The sequence below is a fragment of the Janthinobacterium sp. 1_2014MBL_MicDiv genome, from assembly GCF_001865675.1.
Lineage (GTDB): Bacteria > Pseudomonadota > Gammaproteobacteria > Burkholderiales > Burkholderiaceae_D > Janthinobacterium.
The window spans coordinates 4,155,277-4,176,627 of sequence record NZ_CP011319.1 but is presented as its reverse complement, the minus strand read 5'-3'; the positions used below and the strand labels follow the sequence as shown (position 1 = coordinate 4,176,627).

The following is a 21,351-nucleotide window of genomic DNA, read 5'->3' as shown; positions in this document are numbered from 1 at the left end:
TCTGGCTCAGGTGTGCAGGGGATAGGAGCAGTGCGGTGCAGGGCCATCATTATTGATATTTTTGATATCGGATATTTCGCTTATCAATTATCCAGATAACTGGCCTTCGTGCATAATCTTGCTCTCCGCTGTGTCTTCACTGAACAACAATAGATTCAAGCCCGTTCTGGTACGGGCTTTTTTTCATTCCGCAATGTACATCGCTTATTTATCTGACCCGGCTTCGGCCCCGCCGCTCCCGTTACGGGATGCGCGGGCTTTGAACGCTCCGATAGACAGGCGCCGCTGCCTTTGACGGCAGCCGCAACAACACGCTCCATCGAGTCCGGTTTCGCAGGCTTAGGTGGAATCATTCACTTCGCGCCGACACCATCTGGTCTCGCATTAAGAGATATCTCATGAAGAATACGCCAAAAACTTTAACGTTGTCCGCCAAGGCGCCTCGCCCAGCCGCGGCGCCACTTGCCGTACCGAAAACGACTTTATCTTACTTCATCGATAATGCGCAAGCGAATCCGGAAGCTACCGTCACGACGGCGCCGACCGTCGTCACCGTGGTGAAGAAAAGCCGCTCGCGCCTGGCTGCCGTGCCGCCGGCCGACGCGGCTGCGGAAGCACCGCCTGCCGCGCCCGTTACCGATGCTGCCGAGGCCGTAGAAGCGGCGCCCGCCAAGGCGCCTAGCGTGAAGGTCGCCCCGAGCGCCAAGGCCGCGCCCGCGCCGCGCAAGGTCAGCGAAAGCGCCGCCACGAACAAGGTGGTGACGGCCGCCCGCTCGAAAGTCGTGCGCGCCAAGCCGGAAGCGGCGCCCGTGACCATCATCACCGGCGCGCAAGTGGTCAGCAAGACCACGGACGCCGACGCCCTGGCCGCCATCGACACGTCGAATTACTTCCTGCCGACCGTCAAGGTACCGGGCCGCCGTGGCCGTAAACCCAGCGAATTCACGCCGGAAAACGATGAAGTGGCGGCACTGAACGCCGTCGAACGGGCCGAGCTGAAGGCCGTGTCGAAAGCGCGCGACCGCAAGGCCAAGGGTGGCCTGGCCGATGCGCTGGGCGATCCGGAAGCCTCGGCAGCGGACCTGGAACGCCGCCGCAAGCAGATCACGGGCTTGATCAACATGGGCAAGGAACGCGGTTTCCTCACCTATGCCGAGATCAATGACCAATTGCCGGAAAACATCATCGATCCGGAAGCGATCGAAGGCATCATCGCCACGTTCAACGACATGGGCATCGCCGTCTACGAGCGCGCCCCTGACGCGGAAAGCTTGTTGCTGACAGACAACGTCGCCACCGTCACCAGCGACGATGAAGTGGAAGCGGCTGCCGCCACGGCGCTGTCGACGGTCGATTCCGACTTTGGCCGCACCACCGACCCCGTGCGCATGTACATGCGTGAAATGGGCGCCGTGGCGCTGCTGACGCGCGAAGGCGAGATCGAGATCGCCAAGCGCATCGAAGGCGGCTTGAAGGACATGATCCAGGCCATTTCCGCCTGCCCGACGACGATCGGCGAGATCGTTGCGCTGTCGCAAAAAATCGCGCGCGACGAAATCAAGGTCGATGAAGTGGTCGACGGCTTTGTCGACCTGAACGAAAGCAATGCCCCGGCGCCGGCCGCTGCCGCCGCGCCCGCCGCCGCCAGCGGTGACGACGAGGAAGAGGAAGAAGAAGCCGAGGAAGAGGACGGCGACGCCAATGGCGGCGCGGCCGGTTTCTCCAGCGAACAGCTGGCCCAGCTGAAAAAGAATGCGTTGGAGAAATTCAACGTCATTTCGACGCAGTACGACAAGATGCGCAAGGCGCCCGAGGGTTACAACTCGAAAGCCTACATCAAGGCGCAGGAAGCCATTTCGCAGGAACTGCTGGGCATCCGCTTCACGGCCAAGGTCGTGGAAAAGCTGTGCGACACCCTGCGCGGCCAGATGGAAGAAGTGCGCCACATCGAGCGCGCCGTGCTGGAGCTGTGCGTGAACAAATGCGGCATGCCGCGCGCCCACTTCATCAAGGTCTTCCCGGGCAACGAATGCGACCTGGAATGGGTCGACCGCGAAGTCGACTGCAAGTATCCGTACAGCGCCATCCTCAGCCGCAACGTGCCTGCCGTCAAGGAACTGCAAAAGAAGATGATCGACCTGCAGGCGCGCGTGGCCCTGCCGCTGGCTGACTTGCGCAAGATCAACAAGCAGATGGCGGCCGGCGAGAAGCGCGCCCGTCACGCGAAACGCGAAATGACGGTGGCCAACTTGCGCCTGGTGATTTCGATTGCCAAGAAATACATCAACCGCGGCTTGCAATTCCTCGACCTGATCCAGGAAGGCAACATCGGCTTGCTGAAGGCGGTCGATAAATTCGAATACCGCCGCGGCTACAAGTTCTCGACCTACGCCACATGGTGGATCCGCCAGGCCATCACGCGTTCGATCGCCGACATGGCCCGCACCATCCGCGTGCCAGTGCACATGATCGAAACGATCAACAAGATGAACCGCATCTCGCGCCAGATCATGCAGGAAACGGGCAGCGAGCCGGACCTGGCGACCCTGGCCGTCAAGATGGAAATGCCGGAAAACAAGGTGCGCGAGATCATGAAGATCGCGAAAGAGCCGATTTCCATGGAAACGCCGATGGGCGAAGATGGCGATTCGCAACTGGGCGACTTCATCGAAGACAACACCACCCTGGCGCCGCTGGACGCCGCGCTGCACGCGTCGATGCGCAACGTGATCAAGGAAGTGCTGGACTCCCTGACGCCGCGCGAAGCGAAAGTGCTGCGCATGCGTTATGGCGTGGAAATGTCGAACGACCACACCTTGGAAGAAGTGGGCAAGCAGTTCGACGTGACGCGCGAGCGTATCCGCCAGATCGAAGCGAAAGCCATGAGCAAGCTGCGCCAGCCTTCGCGTTCGGACAAGCTCAAAACGTTTTTGACGCAAAACTAAGCAGGTACAAAAAAAGAGGCGCAAGCCTCTTTTTTTTCGTCTGTAGCTATGCCGCGTTACAGCAGGTGCCGGCGCTGACCCAGCAGGCCGGCGCGGAAGTGGCGCCGTGCGCGGTACAGGACCGCGCCGCTGGCGGCGGCGAGGACGGTCATGAAGAACCAGTCCAGCGGGTTGCGGCGCGGCGGCGCCGGCGCCGCCTGCGATGGCACGGCGAAGGCCTGGAATTTGTGTCCCGTGTAGACGGCGCCCACCACCAGGCCGGCGTCCGTGATCTTGTTGGTCAGGTACAGGCCGTCGTCGCGGCGGCGCACCGTCATCACGCCGTCCTTGTACACAAAGGTCATCGGTTCGAAGCCATTGATGCTGACGCTGCCGACGACGTGTCCCGCCGCATTCACGGCCGTGGCGTAGCTGTCGCCCTGGCCGATCATGGCGCCGAGGTCGACCATGCGCCGGCCATCCCAGGCAAACGCATGCCAGCGGCGCTTGTCCGTTTCCGCGGCGCCCACGACGAGGCCCGCGTCATTGATGGCGGTGGCCGAGCTGATACGCCCGCCCGGCAGGGTGCCGATTTCCTGCATGCCCGTGCCGGGGCGGTAGATGAAGGCGCGCCGGTAGCCATCGCCGCGCTGCGCCGTGCCCACCACCACGCCATGATTGTTCAGGCCGCTCGCATAGCTGCTGGCGCCGCCCAGGGTGCCCAGGTCTTGCAGGCTGTGGTCGGCTTTCGTCACATAGGCGTGGAAATCGCCGCCGCTCGTATCGGCATAGCCGGCCACCGTGCCGTCGCGCGCGATGGCCGTGGCGTAACTGCTGCTGCCGCCCAGGGTGCCGAGGTCGCGCATGCCACCCGCCGCGTCATAACGGAAGGCGTGCCAGGCGCCGCTGGCCGTTTGCGAGGACCCCACCACCACGCCATGGGCATTGATGGCCTTGGTAAAGCCTTCATCGCCGCCCAGGGTGCCCAGTTCGCGGATCTGGCCATGCTGGTAGGTGACGGCGCGGCGCCGTCCCGCTTCTTCCATGATGATGCCGGCCACTAGTCCCGCCGGGTTCAAGTCGGACGCGATGCTGCCATTGCCGTCTTTTTCGCCAAAGCCGTGTTCGGCATGGATGGCGGCGCTGGCGGCGGGAATGGCCGCCAGCAGGAACAGGCCGAGGAGCGGGGCGCAAGCGCGGGAGTGGCGTGGCGGCATGATAGTTTCCTCAAAGAAAAAACTCACTATACTTTTTTACGCCGCCATTGCATACCTAATTTGCTACTATTTTTGGTAATATTTCGCGTTTCATCACGATACGTCCGCCACGCGCTCCCTGCTTTGCGGCAGGTGGATGGCCAGCGCCGTGCCCTGGCCCGCCTGGCTGTCGATGCGCAGCTCGCCGCCCAGCGCGTGCACGCGTTCGCGTATGCTTTTCAGGCCGAAGGCGGCCCGCTTGCCGTCGTCGCCCGGCTGCATGCCGATGCCGTTGTCGCTGATGCGCAGCAGAATCGCGTCGTGTTCCTGCGCCAGCGCCACTTCCACTTCGCTCGCTTGCGCGTGGCGCACGATGTTCGACAGCGATTCCTGCAGGACGCGGAAGATGGCCGACGTCTGGCGCTGGTCCAGGCCCAGGTGGGGCGCGTCGCTGGCGATGTGCAGCCGGTAGCGGATGGCGCCGCGGCCTTCCATCTGGCGTATCAGCCATTCGGCGGCCGGGCCCAGGCCCAGCTCCAGGGTACTCGGATGCAAGTCGTTGATGATGGTGCGCACGGAGCGGATGGTGGCGTCGATGGTGTCGAGCACGCGCTGCGCATGGCTGTGCAGGCGCGGATGGGTGCCCGCCGTGCGCGCATGCAGCAGCGACACGTCGATGCGCAGCACCATCAGGTTCTGCCCCAGGTCGTCGTGGATGTCGAGCGCGATGCGCCGGCGCTCCTCTTCCTTGATGGTCTGCTGGTGGTCGGACAGTTCGCGCAGCTGGGCCAGCGAGCGCTGCAGGTTTTCCTCGTTGCGCTTGCTGTCGGTGATGTCGATGGCCATGGCGATGATCATCTGCGGCCGGCCTTCGGCGTCGAACACGGGTTTCTTGTGCGTCTGCACCAGGCGGTTTTCCTGCAGCTGGGCGTTCCACACCAGCTCTTCGCGGATCACCACGCTACGGCTGGCAAACGCTTCCCGGTCCGCCGTGTGGAAGCCCGCACTCTGGTCGCTGGGAAAGTGCTGTATGTCGCGCCCTTCGGCGATGTCCTGGAAGCACACGCCCCATTGCTGTTCGCAGGCTTGGTTCATCAGCACGATGCGCGACTCGGCATCCTTGAGGAACAGCGACAGCGGCATCATCGAGATGATGTCCTGCAGCCGTTCCTCGCTGCGCGCCAGCGCCGCTTCCGTCTGCGCGCGCATGGCGATCTCGGCGGACAGGCGGGCATTCACGTCCTGCAGCTGGGCCGTGCGCAGGGCCACGCGGCTTTCCAGTTCCGCATGGGCGATGCTCAGCGCGTGTTCGGCGCGTTTTTGTTCGGTGATGTCGCTGGCCAGCACGAGGGCGCCCGTCAGGGTGCCGTGCCGGTCGTACAGGCGGCGCCCGCTGAGTATGGCCCAGCGCTCCGTGCCGTCCGTATGCCAGTAGTGGAGTTCTCCCATGCAACTCTGCCCCGCCGTCTGGCGTAGCGGGCACAGCCGTTGCAAGGTGGCCTCGTCATAGAACTCGTCCATGGAGTGGCCCAGCAGTTGGTCGAGGGGGACGCCCAGCATGTGGCCCAGGCGCTGGTTGACGTGCAGGATCTGGCCTTGCGCATCCGTTTGCCACATGCCGTCCTGGGCCGTCTCGGCCAGGTCGCGGTAGCGCATGGCGCTGGCGTCGAGCTGCTGGCGCGTGCTGACGAGATGGGTGCGCAGCCGGCGCAGCAGCCACAGGGCGATGCTGGCGGCGGCCAGCAGCAGCAAGGCCAGCCATACGTGTTCCCAGAAGTCGAGGGCTTGCCAGGCCGCGCCGGCAAGCCAGCCCAGCATGATGAGGATCAGCGCGGCACATGCGGCACTCAGCGTTTCAATCGACCATTTACTCATCCGCGCTCCTGGCGTCATGGTTGGCCGCTGCGGTGCGCGTGGCGCCGGAGTGGGAAAAGTATTCGACGCTAGTGTAATACCAATTGTTGTTTTATTGAGAATATTTTTCCAACAGGAAATCAAGGGGCCGGCCCTGGCTGCGCCGGCCCCATTTTCTTGCCCGTCTGGCTGTCCTAGCCCGTGTTGCGCAGGCCGGCCGCCACGCCGTTGATCGACAGCTGGATGCCGCGGTGCACGCGTTCATCGATCTTGCTTTCCGCCGACAGTGCGCGGTTGCGTTTGATTAACTCCACCTGCAAGTGGTTGAGCGGGTCCAGGTAGGCGAAGCGGTTCTGGATGGAGCGGGCCAGCAGCGGGTTGCCGGCCAGGCGTTCCGTGTTGCCCGTGATCAGCTCCAGGCATTGCAGGGTAGTGCCATGCTCGTCCGTGATGCGCTTGTAGATGCGCTCGCGCAAGCCCTGGTCGGCCACCAGTTCCGCGTAGCGCGAGGCAATCGCCAGGTCCGTCTTGGCCAGCACCATGTCCATGTTCGACAGCAGGGTGGCGAAGAACGGCCACTGCGCGTACATGGTGCGCAGGGTGGCGATCTTGTCGTCCTTCGACGCTGTCTCGCCGTCATTGATCCAGGCGTGGATGGCGCTGCCAAAGCCGAACCAGCCCGGCAGCAGTAAACGGCACTGACCCCAGGAAAAGCCCCAGGGAATGGCGCGCAAGTCTTCGATGCGCTGGTTGGCCTTGCGCGAGGCGGGGCGCGAACCAAGGTTCAGCTCGGCAATTTCGGCGATTGGCGTGGCCGAGAAGAAATACTCGGTAAACCCCGGCGTTTCATACACGAGGTCGCGATAGGCCTTGTAGGCCAGGTTCGACAGTTCCGCCATCACGCCCTCGAAGCGCGCCAGCTGGTTGTTGCGGGCCGGGTTGACCTCTTGCGGCGCCAGGCTCGCTTCCAGCGTGGCGGCAACCAGCAATTCCAGGTTGCGCCGGCCGATTTCCGCGTTGGAAAACTTCGAGGCGATGATCTCGCCCTGTTCCGTCAGGCGGATCTGCCCGTTGACGGTGCCCGGCGGCTGGGCCAGGATGGCTTCGTAGCTGGGGCCGCCGCCACGGCCCACCGTGCCGCCGCGGCCATGGAACAGGCGCAGCTTGACGCCAGCCTTCCGGAAGTCGGCCACCAGCGCCAGTTCCGCCTTGTACAGTTCCCAGTTCGACGTGAGGAAGCCGCCATCCTTGTTCGAATCGGAATAGCCGAGCATGACTTCCTGCAACTGTCCCTGTTTGGCGATCAATTGCCGGACCAGGGGCAAGGCCATCACGCGGCCCATGATGCCGGCCGCGCGCTGCAGGTCGGGGATGGTTTCGAACAGGGGGATGACCATCAGCTCGCACGTGCTCTCGCCAGCATGCCAGTCGGTGCGCAGCAAGCCCGTTTCTTTTTGCAGCAGCAACACCTCCAGCAAGTCGGACACGGTTTCCGTGTGCGAGATGATGTAGTTGCGGATCGCCCGCGCGCCGTAGCGCTGGCGGATGTCGCGCGCCGCGCGCAGGATCGCCAGCTCGGAATCCGTTTCCGCGTCGTAGGCGATGTAGGGCGAATACAGCAGGCGCGGCTGCGCCAGTTCATTCAGCAGCAGCGCTTCCTTGGCGTCTTCCGCCAGGGCCGCATAGTCGGGCGCCACGCCGCTCTTGGCGAACAGGTCGGCCAGCACGCGCTCGTGCACGTCGGAGGTCTGGCGCATGTCGAGCGACGCCAGGTGGAAGCCGAAGATGTCGGCCGCGCGCGCCAGCGTGGCCAGGCGCGGGCGCACGAGGGCCGCGCCATGGTGCGCTTCGAGCGAGGCGACGATGGTGCGCAGGTCGGCGACAAACGCGGCCGCGTCCGGGTAGGCGGCGGCCGGCCCCACTTCCTTGCGCAGGATGTTGGTGGCGCCCAGGGCGCGCGCGGTGGCGGCCAGGCGCGCATAGATGCCGATCAGGGCGCGGCGGTACGGTTCGTCGCTGCGGTGCGGCGAGGCGTCCGGCGACTGGTCGGCCAGCGCCTGCAGTTCGCCGCTGACGCCCACCATCAGGGTCGAGACGGACAGTTCCGCGCCCAGCGTGTGCACTTCGTCGAGGTAAAAGTCGAGGATGGTGGTGGCGTGGCGCGCCAGCGCGTGCTGCATGGTGCCCGCGTTGACGTTCGGATTGCCGTCGCGGTCGCCGCCGATCCAGCTGCCCATCTGCACGTAGGCGGCATTGATGGGCTCGATCGTGCCGTCGCCGTTCGGATATTCGGCGGCGATGTCGTCCTCGATGTCGTCGTACAGGCCCGGCAGCTCGCGCAGGAAGGTGATGCGGTAATAGGACAGGGCGTTTTCGATCTCGTCGGCCACCGTCAGCTTCGAATAGCGCAGCATGCGCGTCTGCCACAGCGTGGATACGCGCGAGCGCAGCAGCTGCATGTTGGCGTGCCGCTCCTTCGGCGTCAGCGGCAGGTCGCGCTCGGCCAGCAGGCGGGCGATGTCGTGCTCGGCGTCGAGGATGCTCTTGCGCTGCACTTCCGTCGGGTGGGCCGTCAGCACGGGCGCGATCAGCGCGTCCTGGAAGAAGGTGTCGACCGTCTTGCGCGGCACGCCGGCGGCGCGCAGTTTTTTCAGCGCGAAGCTGACGCTGCCCTTTTGCGCGGGCGAACCGGCCAGCAGGTGCGCGCGGCGGCGGCGGATGTGGTGCTGGTCTTCCGCAATGTTGGCCAGGTGCGAAAAGTAGGAAAAGGCGCGCACGACGGAAATCGTCTGTTCGCGGCTCAGTTCCTTCAGCATGGCGTCCAGTTCCAGCGCCGCGTCCGCGTCCGCTTCGCGGCGGAAGCGCACCGAGGTCTGGCGGATGGTTTCCACCACGTTGAAGACGGCGTCGCCTTCCTGTTCGCGCAGCACGTCGCCCAGCAGGCGGCCCAGCAGGCGGATATCTTCTTTCAGCGGCGCGTCCTTGTCGGCAGGGACCGGGGCGGCGGTTTCGGGTGCTACGGCGTCATTGAGCATAATAAAGAACCAAAGTAGGTGTAAAAGCAAGGGAATGAGGATCGCACCGGGCGTTTAGCCGCAGGGGGGAGGGGGCGCATGATAAAATTTGTGGTCTTCAACATGGACGCTAGCCTGACTTGGCCTTCTAGGCAAAGGGATAACGATTATAGCGACGCCAGAGCCCATTTCGATACGAATTGATATCTGGCAACGACAATCGCAGCGACAATCGCAACGACAATGACAATGACCGCGAAAGAACTTGTTTTGAAAGCATCCGAATTGACCCCGAACGAATTGAAGCCGACCATTCCCGCCCGCCTGGTGATCGCGTCGCGCGAGAGCCGTCTTGCCATGTGGCAAGCCGAGCATGTGCGTGCGCGCCTGGCCGCACTGTATCCGCAGTGTAGCGTCGAAATTCTCGGCATGACCACACGCGGCGACCAGATTCTCGACCGCGCCTTGTCCAAGGTAGGCGGCAAGGGCCTGTTCGTCAAGGAACTGGAAGTGGCGATGGAGGAAGGGCGCGCCGACCTGGCCGTGCATTCGCTGAAAGACGTGCCGATGGAGTTGCCCGAAGGCTTTGCGCTGGCCGCCATCCTCGAGCGTGAAGATCCGCGCGACGCCTTTGTCTCCAACGATTACGCCAGCCTGGCCGAGCTGCCGCACGGCGCCGTCGTGGGCACGAGCAGCCTGCGCCGCCAGTCGCTGATCGCCGCGCGCTACCCGCACCTGACCATCCTGCCGCTGCGCGGCAACCTCGACACGCGTTTGGGCAAGCTCGACCGTGGCGATTACGCGGCCATCATCCTGGCCGCCGCCGGCCTGAAGCGCCTGGGCCTGGCGTCGCGCATCCGCGCCGTGCTGGCGCCGGAAGACAGCCTGCCGGCCGCCGGCCAGGGCGCCATGGCGATCGAGATCCGCGGCCAGCGCGCCGACGGCGTCGACCTGGCGGCCCTGCTGGCGCCGCTGAACCACGCGGCCACGGCGCAAGCCGTCACGGCCGAGCGCAAGGTGTCGAAGATTTTCGGCGGCAGCTGCCAGATTCCGCTGGCCGCGTTTGCCACCGTCGACGGCGACAGCATGCGCCTGCGCGCCATGGTCGCCACGCCCGATGGCGCGCGCATGGCCAGCGCCGACGTGACTGGCGCCGCTGCCGCGCCGGAACTGCTGGGCGAGCAGGTGGCCGAGCTGCTGCGCGGGCAGGACGCCGCCGGCATCCTCGCTTCGTGCGCCATCACTCCCGACAACCATGAAGGCCTGGCGCCGCATGCCTGACAGCGTGGTGATCACGCGGCCCGCGGCGCAGGCGGGGCCGCTGGCCGCCAAGGTCGCGGCGCTGGGCTTGCCGGTGACGCGATTGCCGCTGCTGGAAATCCATGCGCTCGATGGCGAGCGGGAATGCGCGCACCTGCTGGCCGTGCTGGCCCGCCTGGCCGACTATGACCTGGTGGCATTCGTCTCGCCGAACGCCATCGACTGCGTCTTTGCGCACTTGCGCGCCTGGCCGGCCGGCTTGCCGCTGGCCGTGGTGGGCGAGGGCAGCCGCCTGGCGCTGGCCGCGCATGGCGTCACGGACGCCAACGCCACGATCACCAGCCCGCTCGACGCGGCGCGCAGCGATTCCGAGCACCTGCTGCTGGCGCTGGACTTGCCGGCCCTGCGCGGCAAGCGCGTGCTGATCGTGCGCGGCGACGGCGGACGCGATTACCTGGCCGACGGCTTGCGCGCGGCCGGTGCCACCGTCGAGTTCGTCACGGCCTACCGCCGCAAGGTGCCCAAGCTGACGCCGGCCTTGCGGGCGACCCTGGAAAACTTGTTGCAGCATAATAACGACTGGATCATCACCAGCTCGGAAGCGCTGCGCGGCTTGCTGGCGCTGCTCGATGAATTGGGCGGTGAAAAGACGGCTGTTGTGAAAATGCAACAACAGCATCTGATCGTGCCACATGCCCGCATTGCACAAACGGCGGCCACCCTGGGTTTTGCCCGGGTCACCTTGACAGGATCAGGCGACGCAGGAGTGCTCGCCGCGTTACAATCACGACCATGAACGAAATGCCTACACTCTCCGAACCAAATGCCACGCCTGGCAGCACCGTGAAGACGGCGCCGCAGGCGGCCGACCAACCTGCCGGCCGCGCGCCGAGCTTGATCGAGCAGCTGCAAAAGCCCATGAGCATCGCCGTCATCGTACTGGCGGTGCTGCTGGCTGCGCAAAGCTGGTCGACCAGCAAGCAGATCCGCAACCTGCGCGAAGAAGTGGCCAAGCGCCTGCAAAAGGGCGATGTCAGCAATGCCGAAACGGGCGTGCTGGCGCGCAACGTGCAAGAAGGTAATAAAGAGCTGCAAATCAAGGTGGGCGCGCTGGAAAACCGCCAGAGCGAAACCCAGAGCCAGCAGCTGGCGCTGGAACAACTGTATAACGACCTGTCGAAGAACCGCGACGAGTGGGCGCTGACGGAAATCGAGCAAGTGCTGTCGACGGCCAGTCAGCAGCTGCAGCTGGCCGGCAACGTGCCGGGCGCGCTGATCGCCCTGCAGAACGCGGACCGCAGCCTGTCGCGTTCCGACAAGCCGCAATTCATCACCATCCGCCGCGCCATCGGCCGCGACATGGAAAAACTCAAGGCCCTGCCCAGCGTCGATTCGACGGGCGTGGCCCTGCGCCTCGATGCCGTGATCGCCCAGATCGACTCCCTGCCGATGCTGTCCGACGAAACGCCGGCCCTGCCGGCCGCGCCGGAAAAGCCGGGCAAGGCCAAGCCCGTGCGCGATGCCGCCGGCAAGCTGGTGGGACCGCCGGCGCCGGAACCGCTGCTGCAAAAAGTGCGCGACGGCTGGAATACGTGGAGCGGCGACATGTGGAACGACGTGCGCCAGCTGATCCGCATCCGCAGAGTCGATACGCCGGAAGCGCTGATGCTGTCGCCGACGCAATCGTACTTCTTGCGCGAAAACGTCAAGCTGCGCCTGCTGAATGCGCGCATGGCCTTGTTGTCGCGCAATGAAACGGCCTTCCGCAACGACTTGATCGCCGCCCAGGATGCGCTGGCCAAGTATTTCGATACGCGCGCCAAGAGCACGCAGACGGCGCAAGCCCTGCTGCGCCAGGTGCAGGCCAGCAACCTGGCCATCGAAATGCCGACCTTGTCCGACAGCCTGACGGCTGTGCGCAACTACAAAGCGAAGTCCTGAGCCCATGCGTCTATTTCTCTGGTTACTCGCCCTGATGGCCGCGGCGATCGGTATCGCCGTGACGGCCCGTTTCAACCCCGGCAACGTGGTGCTGTTCTATCCGCCGTACCGCATCGACCTGTCGCTGAACTTCTTCCTGCTGCTGCAGGTGCTGCTGTTCGTGCTGCTGTACCTGCTGGTGCGCGCCGTGCGCGCCACCGTGCGCATGCCGGCGCAAGTGGCGGCCTACCGCCAGCGCAAGCGTGAACGCGATGGCAACAAGGGCTTGCGCGAAGCCTTGAAAGCCCTGTTCGAAGGCCGTTTCGGCCATGCGGAAAAAGCCGCCTTGCGCGCCGCCGAACTCGATGAAAACGCCGGCCTGGCCGCGCTGATCGGCGCGCGCGCCGCGCACCGCATGCGCCAGTCCGAACGCCGCGACAGCTGGCTGGCCCGCGTCGAAGGCGATGCCAGCCTGAAGACGGCGCGCCTGATGACGGTGACGGAATTGCTGGTCGACGACCACCAGCCGGAAGCGGCGCTGGCCGCCGTGCGCGAACTGAACGCCAGCGGCACGCGCCATATCCACGCGCTGCAATGGTCGCTCAAGGCCGAGCAGCAGGCGAAGAACTGGCCCGAAGTGCTGCGCCTCGTGCGTTCGCTCGACAAGCACCGCGCCCTGCATCCGGCCCTGTCCTCGCGCCTGCGCGAGCTGGCCTACGACCATTTGCTGTCCGACCCGTCGCATGACGCCGAGTCGCTGCTGCGCGTCTGGTCCACGGTGCCGAACGCGGACCGCGTCAAGCCCTACATCGCCTGCCGCGCCGCCACGGCCCTGAATGCGCGCGGCCTGCACGACGAAGCGCGCCTCGTGTGCGAAGAATCGCTGGCCGCCGACTGGGACGACCGCGTCGTGCGCGCCTACCGCGAAGCGGCCGCGCCGGCCGGCACGCCGGCCCTGCTGCTGCAGATCGAGCATTGCGAACAGTGGCTGAAACAGCGTCCGCTGGACGCGGAACTGGCGCTGACCCTCGGCTCCCTGTGCCTCAAGCAAAAACTCTGGGGCAAGGCCCAGCGCCACCTGGAGCAGGCGCTGTCGGATGCGAACGAGCCGCAGATGGTGCGCGACGCCCACCTGAAGCTGGCGCAGATGCACGACGCCTTGCAGCAGACGGAGCAAGCCGCCGCCCATTACCGCCAGTGCGCGCTGGCCACCATCCTGTAAGCGCAGGTGTCAGACGTCAAAAAGCCGTTCAGTGCAGACTGAACGGCTTTTTTTATGCGCACTCCATGGCGGAGTGCGCTACTACCTTACTTCTTCTGTCCCGCTGCCGGTGCGGCCGTACCTTCCGGCAAGGCATAGGCGATCAGGGTGTCGCTCATCTTTGTGCCCAGCGAACCGTGGCCGCCGGCCATGACGACGACGAACTGGCGTCCCGACTTGTTCGACACATAGCTCATCGGCGTGGCCTGGCCGCCTGCCGGCAGGCGCGCTTTCCAGATGACCTTGCCGTTGCGCACGTCATAGCCGCGGATGTAGTAGTCGAGCGTGCTGCTGAGGAAGGTCACGCCGCCACCGGTGGTGACCATGCCGCCCAGGCTGGGCACGCCCAGCGGCAGCGGGATCGGCACGGGACCGCTGTCGCGCGTGGTGCCGTTCTTGTGCATCCATACTTTCTTCATGGTGCGCAGGTCGACGGCGGCCACATAGCCCCATGGTGGCGCCTGGCATGGGAAGCCCAGCGGCGAGAGGAAGGCCTTGATTTCCACGGCGAACGGCACGCCCGTCTGCGGCTGCAAGCCCATTTCGCCGCCGGTGCCGCCCTTGGCCGTCGTTTCCGCGCGCGGCACGAGTTTTTCCAGGAAGCCCATGTAGTCGGGATTGACGATCAACAACTGGCGCACGGGGTCGATGGCCGCGCCGCCCCATTCGAAGATGCCCAGGGGACCAGGGGAAATGACGGCGCCCTTGCCGGCCGTTTGCGGCGTGAACGGGCCTTCATAGCGGCGTTCCTTGAAGATGATGCGGCACGCCAGCTGGTCGAACGGCGTGGTGCCCCACATGTCCGCTTCGCTGATGTTGCGCTCAGGCAGGAAGGTGAGGGCCGAGAACGGCTGCGTGGGCGACAGGGTGTCGCCGGCGGCCGGATGGCTCGTCGGCACGGGTTTTTCCGGCGCCGGCACGACCAGGCTGCCGTCGCGGCGGTCGATCACATAGATGTCGCCGCGTTTCGTCGTGGCGACGACGGAAGGGACCTTGCCTTTCGGCGTGTCGATGTCGACCAGGGTCGGCTGGCCGCCGATATCCATGTCCCAGATATCGTGGTGCACGGTCTGGTAAGCCCAGCGCACCTTGCCCGTCGCCAGGTCCAGCGCGACGATGGCGCTGTTGTATTTCTCGCCGTTCTTGTTGCGGTTGCCGCCCCAGGTATCGGGTGTTTCGTTGCCCATCGGGATGTACACCATGCCCAGCTTTTCATCGATGCTGGCCACGCCCCACGAATTGGGCGAGTTGTTGGTGTAGTTCTTGCCTTCAGGGAAGGGTTGCGTATCTTCCGGCGTGGCCGGGTCCCAGTTCCACAGCAGCTTGCCGGTGACGGGATCGTAGCCGCGGACCACGCCCGACGGTTCTTCCGTCGAATGGTTGTCCGTCACGCTGGCGGCGATGACGGCCACGTTCTGCGCCACGGCCGGCGGCGAGGTCGGCATCAGGAAGCCCCGCTTGATCATGGCCATGTTCTTGTACAGGTTGATGACGCCATTGTCGCCAAAGCTCTTGCACGACTCGCCCGTATCGGCATTCACGGCGATCATGGTGCCGTCCATGGTCGGTGCCAGGATGCGGCGTGGGCATTCCATGGTGGAAGCCTGCGGCGCCGGATTGTCTTTGGCGCGGCCCGCGTTCACGTCCCAGTAGGCGACGCCGCGGCAGATCATGTGCTGGTAGCTGGCCGCATCGCGGTTGATCTTCGGATCGTGGCGCCAGAGCTCCTTGCCCGTGTCCGGGTTCAAGGCGATGACGATGTTGTGCGGCGTGCACAGGTACAGCATGTCATTGACCTTCAGCGGCGTCACTTCGTTGGCGATCTCGCCCGGGTCGTTCGGTCCCTTGAAGTCGCCCGTGTGATAGGTCCAGGCTTCTTTCAGGCCAGAAATATTGGCGGGCGTGATCTGTGCCGCCGGCGCATAGCGGTCGCCATAGCCGGAACGGCCATACGCGGACCAGTCATTGTGCGCGACGCCGGGGGCGAAATCGCCGGCGGCGCTGGCTGCCATGCTGTCGGCGGGCACTTCGCCATGCAGGTCGTGGTAATCCTGGAACAGGGCGATGACGCCGGCGATGACGGTCAGCGCCACGGCGGCGCTGAGCGCGGTCTTGCCGGCATGTCCCTGTTGTGCCGCGCCCTCGGCGGGCGGGTTCAGGCGGCGGCTGACGAAGGGCAGCAGCAGCCAGACGGCGGCGGCAAACCAGATGTCCAGGCGCGGCAGCAATTGCCACCAGTCGAACTTCACTTCAATCAGGGACCAGATCAGGGTGGCGGTCAGCAAGAATGCGAGGAAGGGCTGTGCGCTGCGCTTGCCCTTGAAGACGAGCACGCCCGCAACCAGCATGCCGATGCCGGCCAGCAGGTAGTACCAGGAGCCGCCGAGACTGGCCAGCCAGATGCCGCCGCCCAGCAGGGCGAGGCCAAACAGAATGAAAATAACGCCGGTGACCTTTAATAAAGGCCCGGGCCGGGAAGAGGGAATCATCATATTCCTTTTTGCAAGGATTTATCGGTGGCGCGCTGATGGCGCCATAGTGGATTCAGGGAAGGCGTCGATTGCAGAATATACAAAGTTTGGAATCACCAGAATGTGACAGTTTATCAGAACTGATGATTTTCTTTTGCTGGCGCTATTTTTTTTGCGGGTCGTCATTTGAATCAAATAACTCTTCAAATAAGAACAAATATTATGCTGGAAGAGGAGCTGCGCTGGGCAGGAAGCCCGGCTGGCCGCGGAGTTAAAGGGGTATTGCAGCATCGGTGTAATAATGCGGAGGCATTGCGGGACTGATGATGGTGGAACTGTTGTTATAAGTGGCTGCAAGAAATGCAATGCCGATGATAATAACCATTGGTTCGGCATGGTGATATTGAAATGAAAATTTAAAAAGTGGTTCTGGTATTAATTATCGGCGGCGGTAGTATTACTTAAGTGTTTTTACTTATTATTTCCCGCAGTCCGTTTATTCGCTGGCTGAACAGCTGCGGCGGACAGGAATGGCAAGAACGGGACAGGCCGCGCGCACCGGCGGGCGCCTCCCGCGGCTGTTGCTTGCGGGAGGCGCAAAACGCTGATGGGCCGCTGCTGCATCGCACAAGCTGCCTGTACTTCGCTATAATTACGCGGTTAAAACACAATCCGCTATAAGGAAAATCCATGAGTTTGAATAACGTCTCTTCCGGCCGCGACCTGCCGAACGATTTCAACGTCGTCATCGAAATCCCGATGAACGCCGATCCGATCAAGTACGAAGTCGACAAGGAAAGCGGCGCGATCTTCGTCGATCGCTTCATGGGTACCGCCATGCACTACCCGTGCAACTACGGCTACGTGCCGAACACCCTGTCGCCGGACGGCGACCCGGTCGACGTGCTGGTCATCACCCCATTCCCGCTGATCCCGGGCGTGGTCGTGCGCTGCCGTCCTATCGGCGTGCTGAAAATGACCGACGAGTCGGGCGAAGACGCGAAAGTGCTGGCCGTGCCAGTCGATAAAGTGCTGTCGATCTACAGCCACTGGCAAAAGCCGGAAGATCTGAACGAACTGCGCCTGCGCCAGATCCAGCACTTCTTCGAGCATTACAAAGACCTGGAAAAAGGCAAATGGGTCAAGATCGACGGTTGGTATGGTCCTGAAGTGGCCAAGGAAGAAATCCTCGGCGGCGTTGCCGCCTACAAGGCCGATGCTGAAAAAGCCGCTTCCTAATTAAAACGCTGCGCGGACAACTGCGGCTTGCCGCCGGTTTTCTGTCGTGTGCGAGTAAAAAGCGCACCCTGCTATGATGGCCGGGTGCGCTTTTTTATTGCCACAACATAACTCTTTCCGATGGGGATGATGGCTTTTTCACGCCTAAAATATTATCGAAAAGTTAATTTGTAGTGATAACCGGGAGGTGGTATGTATTCTGAGCATTTATTGATGCGCTCATGGTGGGTGTTGGCCCTGCGCGGCGCGGCGGCGATCGCCTTTGGCGCGATTACCCTGGCCTGGCCCGGCGTGACGGTATTGTCGTTGCTGACCGTGTTTGCCGTGTATGCGCTGCTCGGTGGCGGCGTTTCCGTCGTCGGCGCCTTCAGCAACCGCAAGCATGGCGGCGACTGGTGGGCCTTGCTGCTGCTGGGCATCTGCGGCCTGGCCGTGGGTATTTTGACCATCATTAACCCGCTGCTGACGACGTTTGCCTTGATCGTCATGATCGGCGTCAATGCGCTGGTCTCGGGTGTGTTCGATATCGTGCTGGCGATCCGCCTGCGCAAGGTCATCCAGGGCGAATGGCTGCTGGTGCTCAATGCCCTCATTTCCATCGCCTTCGGCATCCTGATCCTCATGTTTCCGGCCGCCGGCACCTTCGCCCTCGTGTGGATGATCGGCGTGTACGCCTTGCTGACGGGCATCTTGCTGCTGACCTTGGCATGGCGCGCCTACAAGCTGAAGAAGGATGGTGCCTTCGGCGGCAGTTCGGGGCGCTCGGCCGCCTGATTCCGCCTGCGTACTCGTGATGACGAGCGCTCCCCGCCAGCCGGCCGGGAGCGTTTTTGCTTTCAGGGTGCCGCTGCCGTGCGAAACGGGCTGTGCTCGTTCAATTCATCGAGGTAGGCATTGATGCCGCCCCGTTCGCGCTCGAGGAAGCGCTGCACGGCGTCGGCAAACGCGGGGTGCGCCAGCCAGTGGGCGGACCACGTCTTTTGCGGCAGGAAACCGCGCGCCATCTTGTGCTCGCCCTGCGCGCCGCCTTCGAAGGTGGCGATGCCGTTGGCGATGCAAAACTCCAGCGGCTGGTAATACGCCGTCTCGAAATGCAGGCAGGGCACGTGTTCGAGCGCGCCCCAGTAGCGGCCGTACAGGGTGTCGGCAGTGTGGATCAGCAGCGAGGCGGCAATGGCCCGGCCTTCGCGCTCGGCGATCACCAGTAAAATGTTCTGCGGCATGCTGAAACCTATGCGCAGGAAGAAATCGAGCGACAAATAGGGCGAGGAGCGGTGTTCCGCATAGGTATTGCTGTAGCAGCGGTGGAACAGCTTCCAGTCGGCATCCGTGGCGTCCACGCCGCGCACCTGGCGCAGGGTGACGCCGGCCTCGCTCACCTTGCGCCGCTCGGCGCGGATATTCTTGCGTTTCTTGTGTTCCAGGGTGGCGAGGAATTGTTCGAAATCCGTGTAGCCGGGATTGAGCCAGTGAAACTGCACGCCGCTACGCATCAGGTAGCCGGCTTGCGCAAGCTGGCGCGCCTCGCTTTCCGGCGGGAACAGGATGTGGCAGGACGAGACGTCGCTGGCTTGCTGCTGCGCCTGCAGGAAGGCCAGCAGGGCGGCGCGCGCCTGGCCGTCGCGGGCCAGCAGGCGCGTGCCGCTGACGGGCGTAAACGGAATCGCCGACAGCAGTTTCGGGTAATATTCGAGGCCATGTTGCTGATACGCATCGGCCCAGGCCCAGTCGAACACATATTCGCCATACGAGTGCGATTTCAGGTACAGGGGCAGGGCGGCGGCCAGGGTCTCGCCCTGCCACAGCACGAGGTAATTCGGCTGCCAGCCCGTGTCGGCGCTGGCGCAGCCGGACTCGTGCAGCGCGTGCAAAAAGGCGTAGGAGAGGAAGGGATTGGCGTCCAGCTGGCGCGCCAGCAGTTCGGACCAGGCCGCTTCGCCAATTTCAGCCAGGGTAGAGACGATAGCCGTGCGATAATTCATTGTTGTAGTGTGCATTCATCACTCTCGGGGCGCCACCATCGGCCTGTGCGCCACCGTCTTGTTTAATAAGCGAAATATCCATCATCATGACAGTCAAAGTCGCAATTGCTCAAATGAATAGTACGGTCGGCGATCTGGCCGGCAACCGTGCCAAGATCTTCGACCTTTCCCGCCGCGCGTTCGAGGCGGGAGCCGATATCGTGCTCACGCCGGAACTGTCGCTGGTCGGCTATCCGCCCGAGGACCTGTTGCTGCGCAATGCATTCTACGCAAAAACGCAGCAGGCGTTTGCCGAGCTGGCTGCCGACCTGGCCCAGTTCAAGGATTTGCACGTGGTGGTGGGCTTGCCGCTGCAGGACGAGAAGGGCGTGCGCCACAACGCCGCCTCCGTGCTGTTGAACGGCGAAGTGCTGGGTACCTACCGCAAGCACGACTTGCCGAACACCACCGTATTCGATGAAAAGCGCTACTTCACCTCGTCCGACCAGGCTTTCGTGTTTGGCGTGAAAGGCGTGCGTTTCGGCATCAATATCTGCGAAGACACGTGGTTCGAGCACGCGCCCATGCGCGCCCGCGCGGCCGGCGCGCAAGTGCTGCTGGTGCCGAACGGCTCGCCATACCATATGAACAAGCAGCATCTGCGCTATGAAACCATGCGCAAGAACGTCAGCGCGCAAGGCATGGCCCTCGTGTATGCCAACCTGGTCGGCGGCCAGGATGAACTGATCTTCGATGGCGACTCGTTCGTCATGGATGCGGCCGGCACGATCTGCGCCCAGCTGCGCCATTTCGAGGAAGACTTGCAGCTCGTCGAATTCGACGGCGCCACGCCCGTGCCGCAGCAACTGGCTGCACCGTTGAGCACGGAAGCGCAGGTGTACCAGGCGCTGGTGCTGGGCGTGCGCGACTATATAGGCAAGAACGGCTTCCCAGGCGTGCTGATCGGTATGTCGGGCGGTGTCGATTCGGCGCTGACCCTGGCCATCGCCGTCGATGCGCTGGGCGCCGACAAGGTGCGCGCCGTCATGATGCCGTCTCAGTTCACGGCCGATATCTCGTGGATCGATTCGCGCGACATGGTAAAACGCCTCGATGTGCGCTACGATGAAATTCCGATCAAGCAAACTTTCGACGCCTTCCGCGCCACCCTGGCCGGCGAGTTCGCGGGACTGGCGGAAGATGCGACGGAAGAGAACATCCAGGCGCGCATCCGCGGCACCTTGCTGATGGCCCTGTCGAACAAGCATGGCAGTATCGTGCTGACGACCGGCAACAAGAGCGAGATGGCCGTCGGTTATTGCACCCTGTACGGCGACATGGCGGGCGGCTTTGCCGTCATCAAGGATATCGCCAAGACCCTCGTGTACCGTCTGTGCGCCTACCGTAACAGCGTCTCGGACGTGATACCCGAGCGCATATTGACGCGCGGACCGTCGGCCGAATTGCGCGCCGACCAGCTGGACCAGGATTCGCTGCCGCCATATGACGTGCTCGACGGCATCATGCAGCTGTATATGGAAGAAAATCGGCCGATCGCCGAGATTATCGAGGCTGGCTACCCGCCGGCCGATGTGGCCCGCGTCACGCGCTTGATCAAGATCAATGAATACAAGCGGCGCCAGTCGCCGGTGGGCATCCGCGTCACGCACCGTGGCTTTGGCCGCGACTGGCGCTACCCCATTACGTCGAAGTTTTACGAATAACGTGGGGAGTCCCGCCCAAGCTGCTGCGCAGCTCACTACCGGGTAGCCGTTGCTCGCCGTACTCAAATACGGCTCCGCTACGCCACCCGGTATTGCACTTGCTCGCTACGGTTTTGCGGGGTCCCGTTAAGCCAGCTAGTTAAGAATTGACGATTATCAATAAGGAGAAAGCCATGAAGCAGATTACAGCCATCATCAAACCATTCAAGCTCGACGAAGTACGCGAAGCGCTGGCCGATGTGAACGTGACGGGCTTGACCGTGACGGAAGTGAAGGGCTTTGGCCGCCAGAAGGGTCATACCGAGCTGTACCGTGGCGCCGAGTACGTGGTCGACTTCCTGCCGAAAGTCAAAGTGGAAGTGGTGGTCGATGACAGCGTGTCGGAACTGGTGGTCGACGCCATCATCAAGGCAGCCCGCACGGGCAAGATTGGCGATGGCAAGATCTTCGTGCGCGACGTGGAGCAGGTCATCCGTATCCGCACGGGCGAAACTGGGCCGGACGCAGTTTAAAGTTTTCTTGCTGGG

At 63.5% G+C, this 21,351-nt stretch carries 14 protein-coding genes; 9 read left to right on the top strand and 5 right to left on the bottom strand.

Annotated elements, in window-relative coordinates:
• The first annotated feature begins 398 nt into the window (after window positions 1-398).
• Window positions 399-2,945, top strand: coding sequence for an RNA polymerase sigma factor RpoD (rpoD, locus tag YQ44_RS18000; protein WP_071324549.1), 2,547 nt, complete (start codon window positions 399-401; stop codon window positions 2,943-2,945).
• A gap of 56 nt (window positions 2,946-3,001) precedes the next feature.
• On the opposite strand, the gene YQ44_RS17995 is transcribed toward rpoD, so the two are convergent.
• From YQ44_RS17995 to ppc, 3 genes are all read right to left on the bottom strand, one after another.
• Entirely contained in the window at window positions 3,002-4,141 is a 1,140-nt protein-coding gene (locus YQ44_RS17995; protein WP_071324548.1) for an HAF repeat-containing protein, read from the bottom strand.
• A gap of 93 nt (window positions 4,142-4,234) precedes the next feature.
• Window positions 4,235-5,995 (bottom strand): PAS domain-containing sensor histidine kinase, encoded by a 1,761-nt coding sequence (locus YQ44_RS17990; protein ID WP_198043749.1) that lies wholly within the window; start codon window positions 5,993-5,995, stop codon window positions 4,235-4,237.
• A gap of 173 nt (window positions 5,996-6,168) precedes the next feature.
• The gene (gene ppc / locus YQ44_RS17985) at window positions 6,169-9,009 is read right to left on the bottom strand and encodes a phosphoenolpyruvate carboxylase (protein ID WP_071324547.1); all 2,841 of its coding nucleotides are present in this window, start codon (window positions 9,007-9,009) and stop codon (window positions 6,169-6,171) included.
• 249 nt (window positions 9,010-9,258) lie between these two features.
• Between ppc and hemC the strand changes: the two genes are divergently transcribed.
• Genes hemC through YQ44_RS17965 form a run of 4 tightly spaced genes read left to right on the top strand, consistent with a single transcriptional unit; the run spans window position 9,259 to window position 13,390 of the window.
• Window positions 9,259-10,269 carry a hydroxymethylbilane synthase gene (hemC, locus tag YQ44_RS17980; RefSeq protein WP_442905832.1) on the top strand — a complete coding sequence of 337 codons (1,011 nt, stop codon included), beginning with the start codon at window positions 9,259-9,261 and terminating at the stop codon, window positions 10,267-10,269.
• Complete coding sequence (locus YQ44_RS17975) at window positions 10,262-11,044, top strand: uroporphyrinogen-III synthase (protein ID WP_071326594.1); 783 nt, start codon at window positions 10,262-10,264, stop codon at window positions 11,042-11,044. The genes hemC and YQ44_RS17975 overlap by 8 nt, the downstream gene beginning before the upstream one ends.
• Window positions 11,041-12,189, top strand: coding sequence for a uroporphyrinogen-III C-methyltransferase (locus YQ44_RS17970; protein WP_071324546.1), 1,149 nt, complete (start codon window positions 11,041-11,043; stop codon window positions 12,187-12,189). The genes YQ44_RS17975 and YQ44_RS17970 overlap by 4 nt, the downstream gene beginning before the upstream one ends.
• Window positions 12,190-12,223: 34 nt before the next feature.
• On the top strand, window positions 12,224-13,390 hold the full coding sequence (locus tag YQ44_RS17965) for a heme biosynthesis protein HemY (RefSeq protein ID WP_071324545.1): 1,167 nt from the start codon (window positions 12,224-12,226) through the stop codon (window positions 13,388-13,390).
• An 86-nt stretch (window positions 13,391-13,476) separates the two neighbouring features.
• Here YQ44_RS17965 and YQ44_RS17960 read toward each other — a convergent pair whose 3' ends face one another.
• A complete protein-coding gene (locus tag YQ44_RS17960) occupies window positions 13,477-15,921 on the bottom strand; it encodes a membrane-bound PQQ-dependent dehydrogenase, glucose/quinate/shikimate family (protein ID WP_071324544.1) in 2,445 nt (814 codons plus the stop codon).
• Between the two features lie 669 nt (window positions 15,922-16,590).
• On the opposite strand from YQ44_RS17960, the gene ppa reads away from it, so the two are divergent.
• Window positions 16,591-17,139, top strand: a complete 549-nt coding sequence (ppa, locus tag YQ44_RS17955) for an inorganic diphosphatase (RefSeq protein ID WP_071324543.1) — start codon at window positions 16,591-16,593, stop codon at window positions 17,137-17,139.
• A gap of 192 nt (window positions 17,140-17,331) precedes the next feature.
• On the top strand, window positions 17,332-17,913 hold the full coding sequence (locus YQ44_RS17950; RefSeq protein ID WP_071324542.1) for an HdeD family acid-resistance protein: 582 nt from the start codon (window positions 17,332-17,334) through the stop codon (window positions 17,911-17,913).
• A gap of 62 nt (window positions 17,914-17,975) precedes the next feature.
• On the opposite strand, the gene YQ44_RS17945 is transcribed toward YQ44_RS17950, so the two are convergent.
• Window positions 17,976-19,121 (bottom strand): GNAT family N-acetyltransferase, encoded by a 1,146-nt coding sequence (locus tag YQ44_RS17945; protein WP_071324541.1) that lies wholly within the window; start codon window positions 19,119-19,121, stop codon window positions 17,976-17,978.
• Between the two features lie 86 nt (window positions 19,122-19,207).
• Between YQ44_RS17945 and YQ44_RS17940 the strand changes: the two genes are divergently transcribed.
• Window positions 19,208-20,824 carry an NAD+ synthase gene (locus YQ44_RS17940; RefSeq protein ID WP_071324540.1) on the top strand — a complete coding sequence of 539 codons (1,617 nt, stop codon included), beginning with the start codon at window positions 19,208-19,210 and terminating at the stop codon, window positions 20,822-20,824.
• 173 nt (window positions 20,825-20,997) lie between these two features.
• Window positions 20,998-21,336 (top strand): P-II family nitrogen regulator, encoded by a 339-nt coding sequence (locus tag YQ44_RS17935; protein WP_034758685.1) that lies wholly within the window; start codon window positions 20,998-21,000, stop codon window positions 21,334-21,336.
• Window positions 21,337-21,351 lie beyond the last annotated feature (15 nt).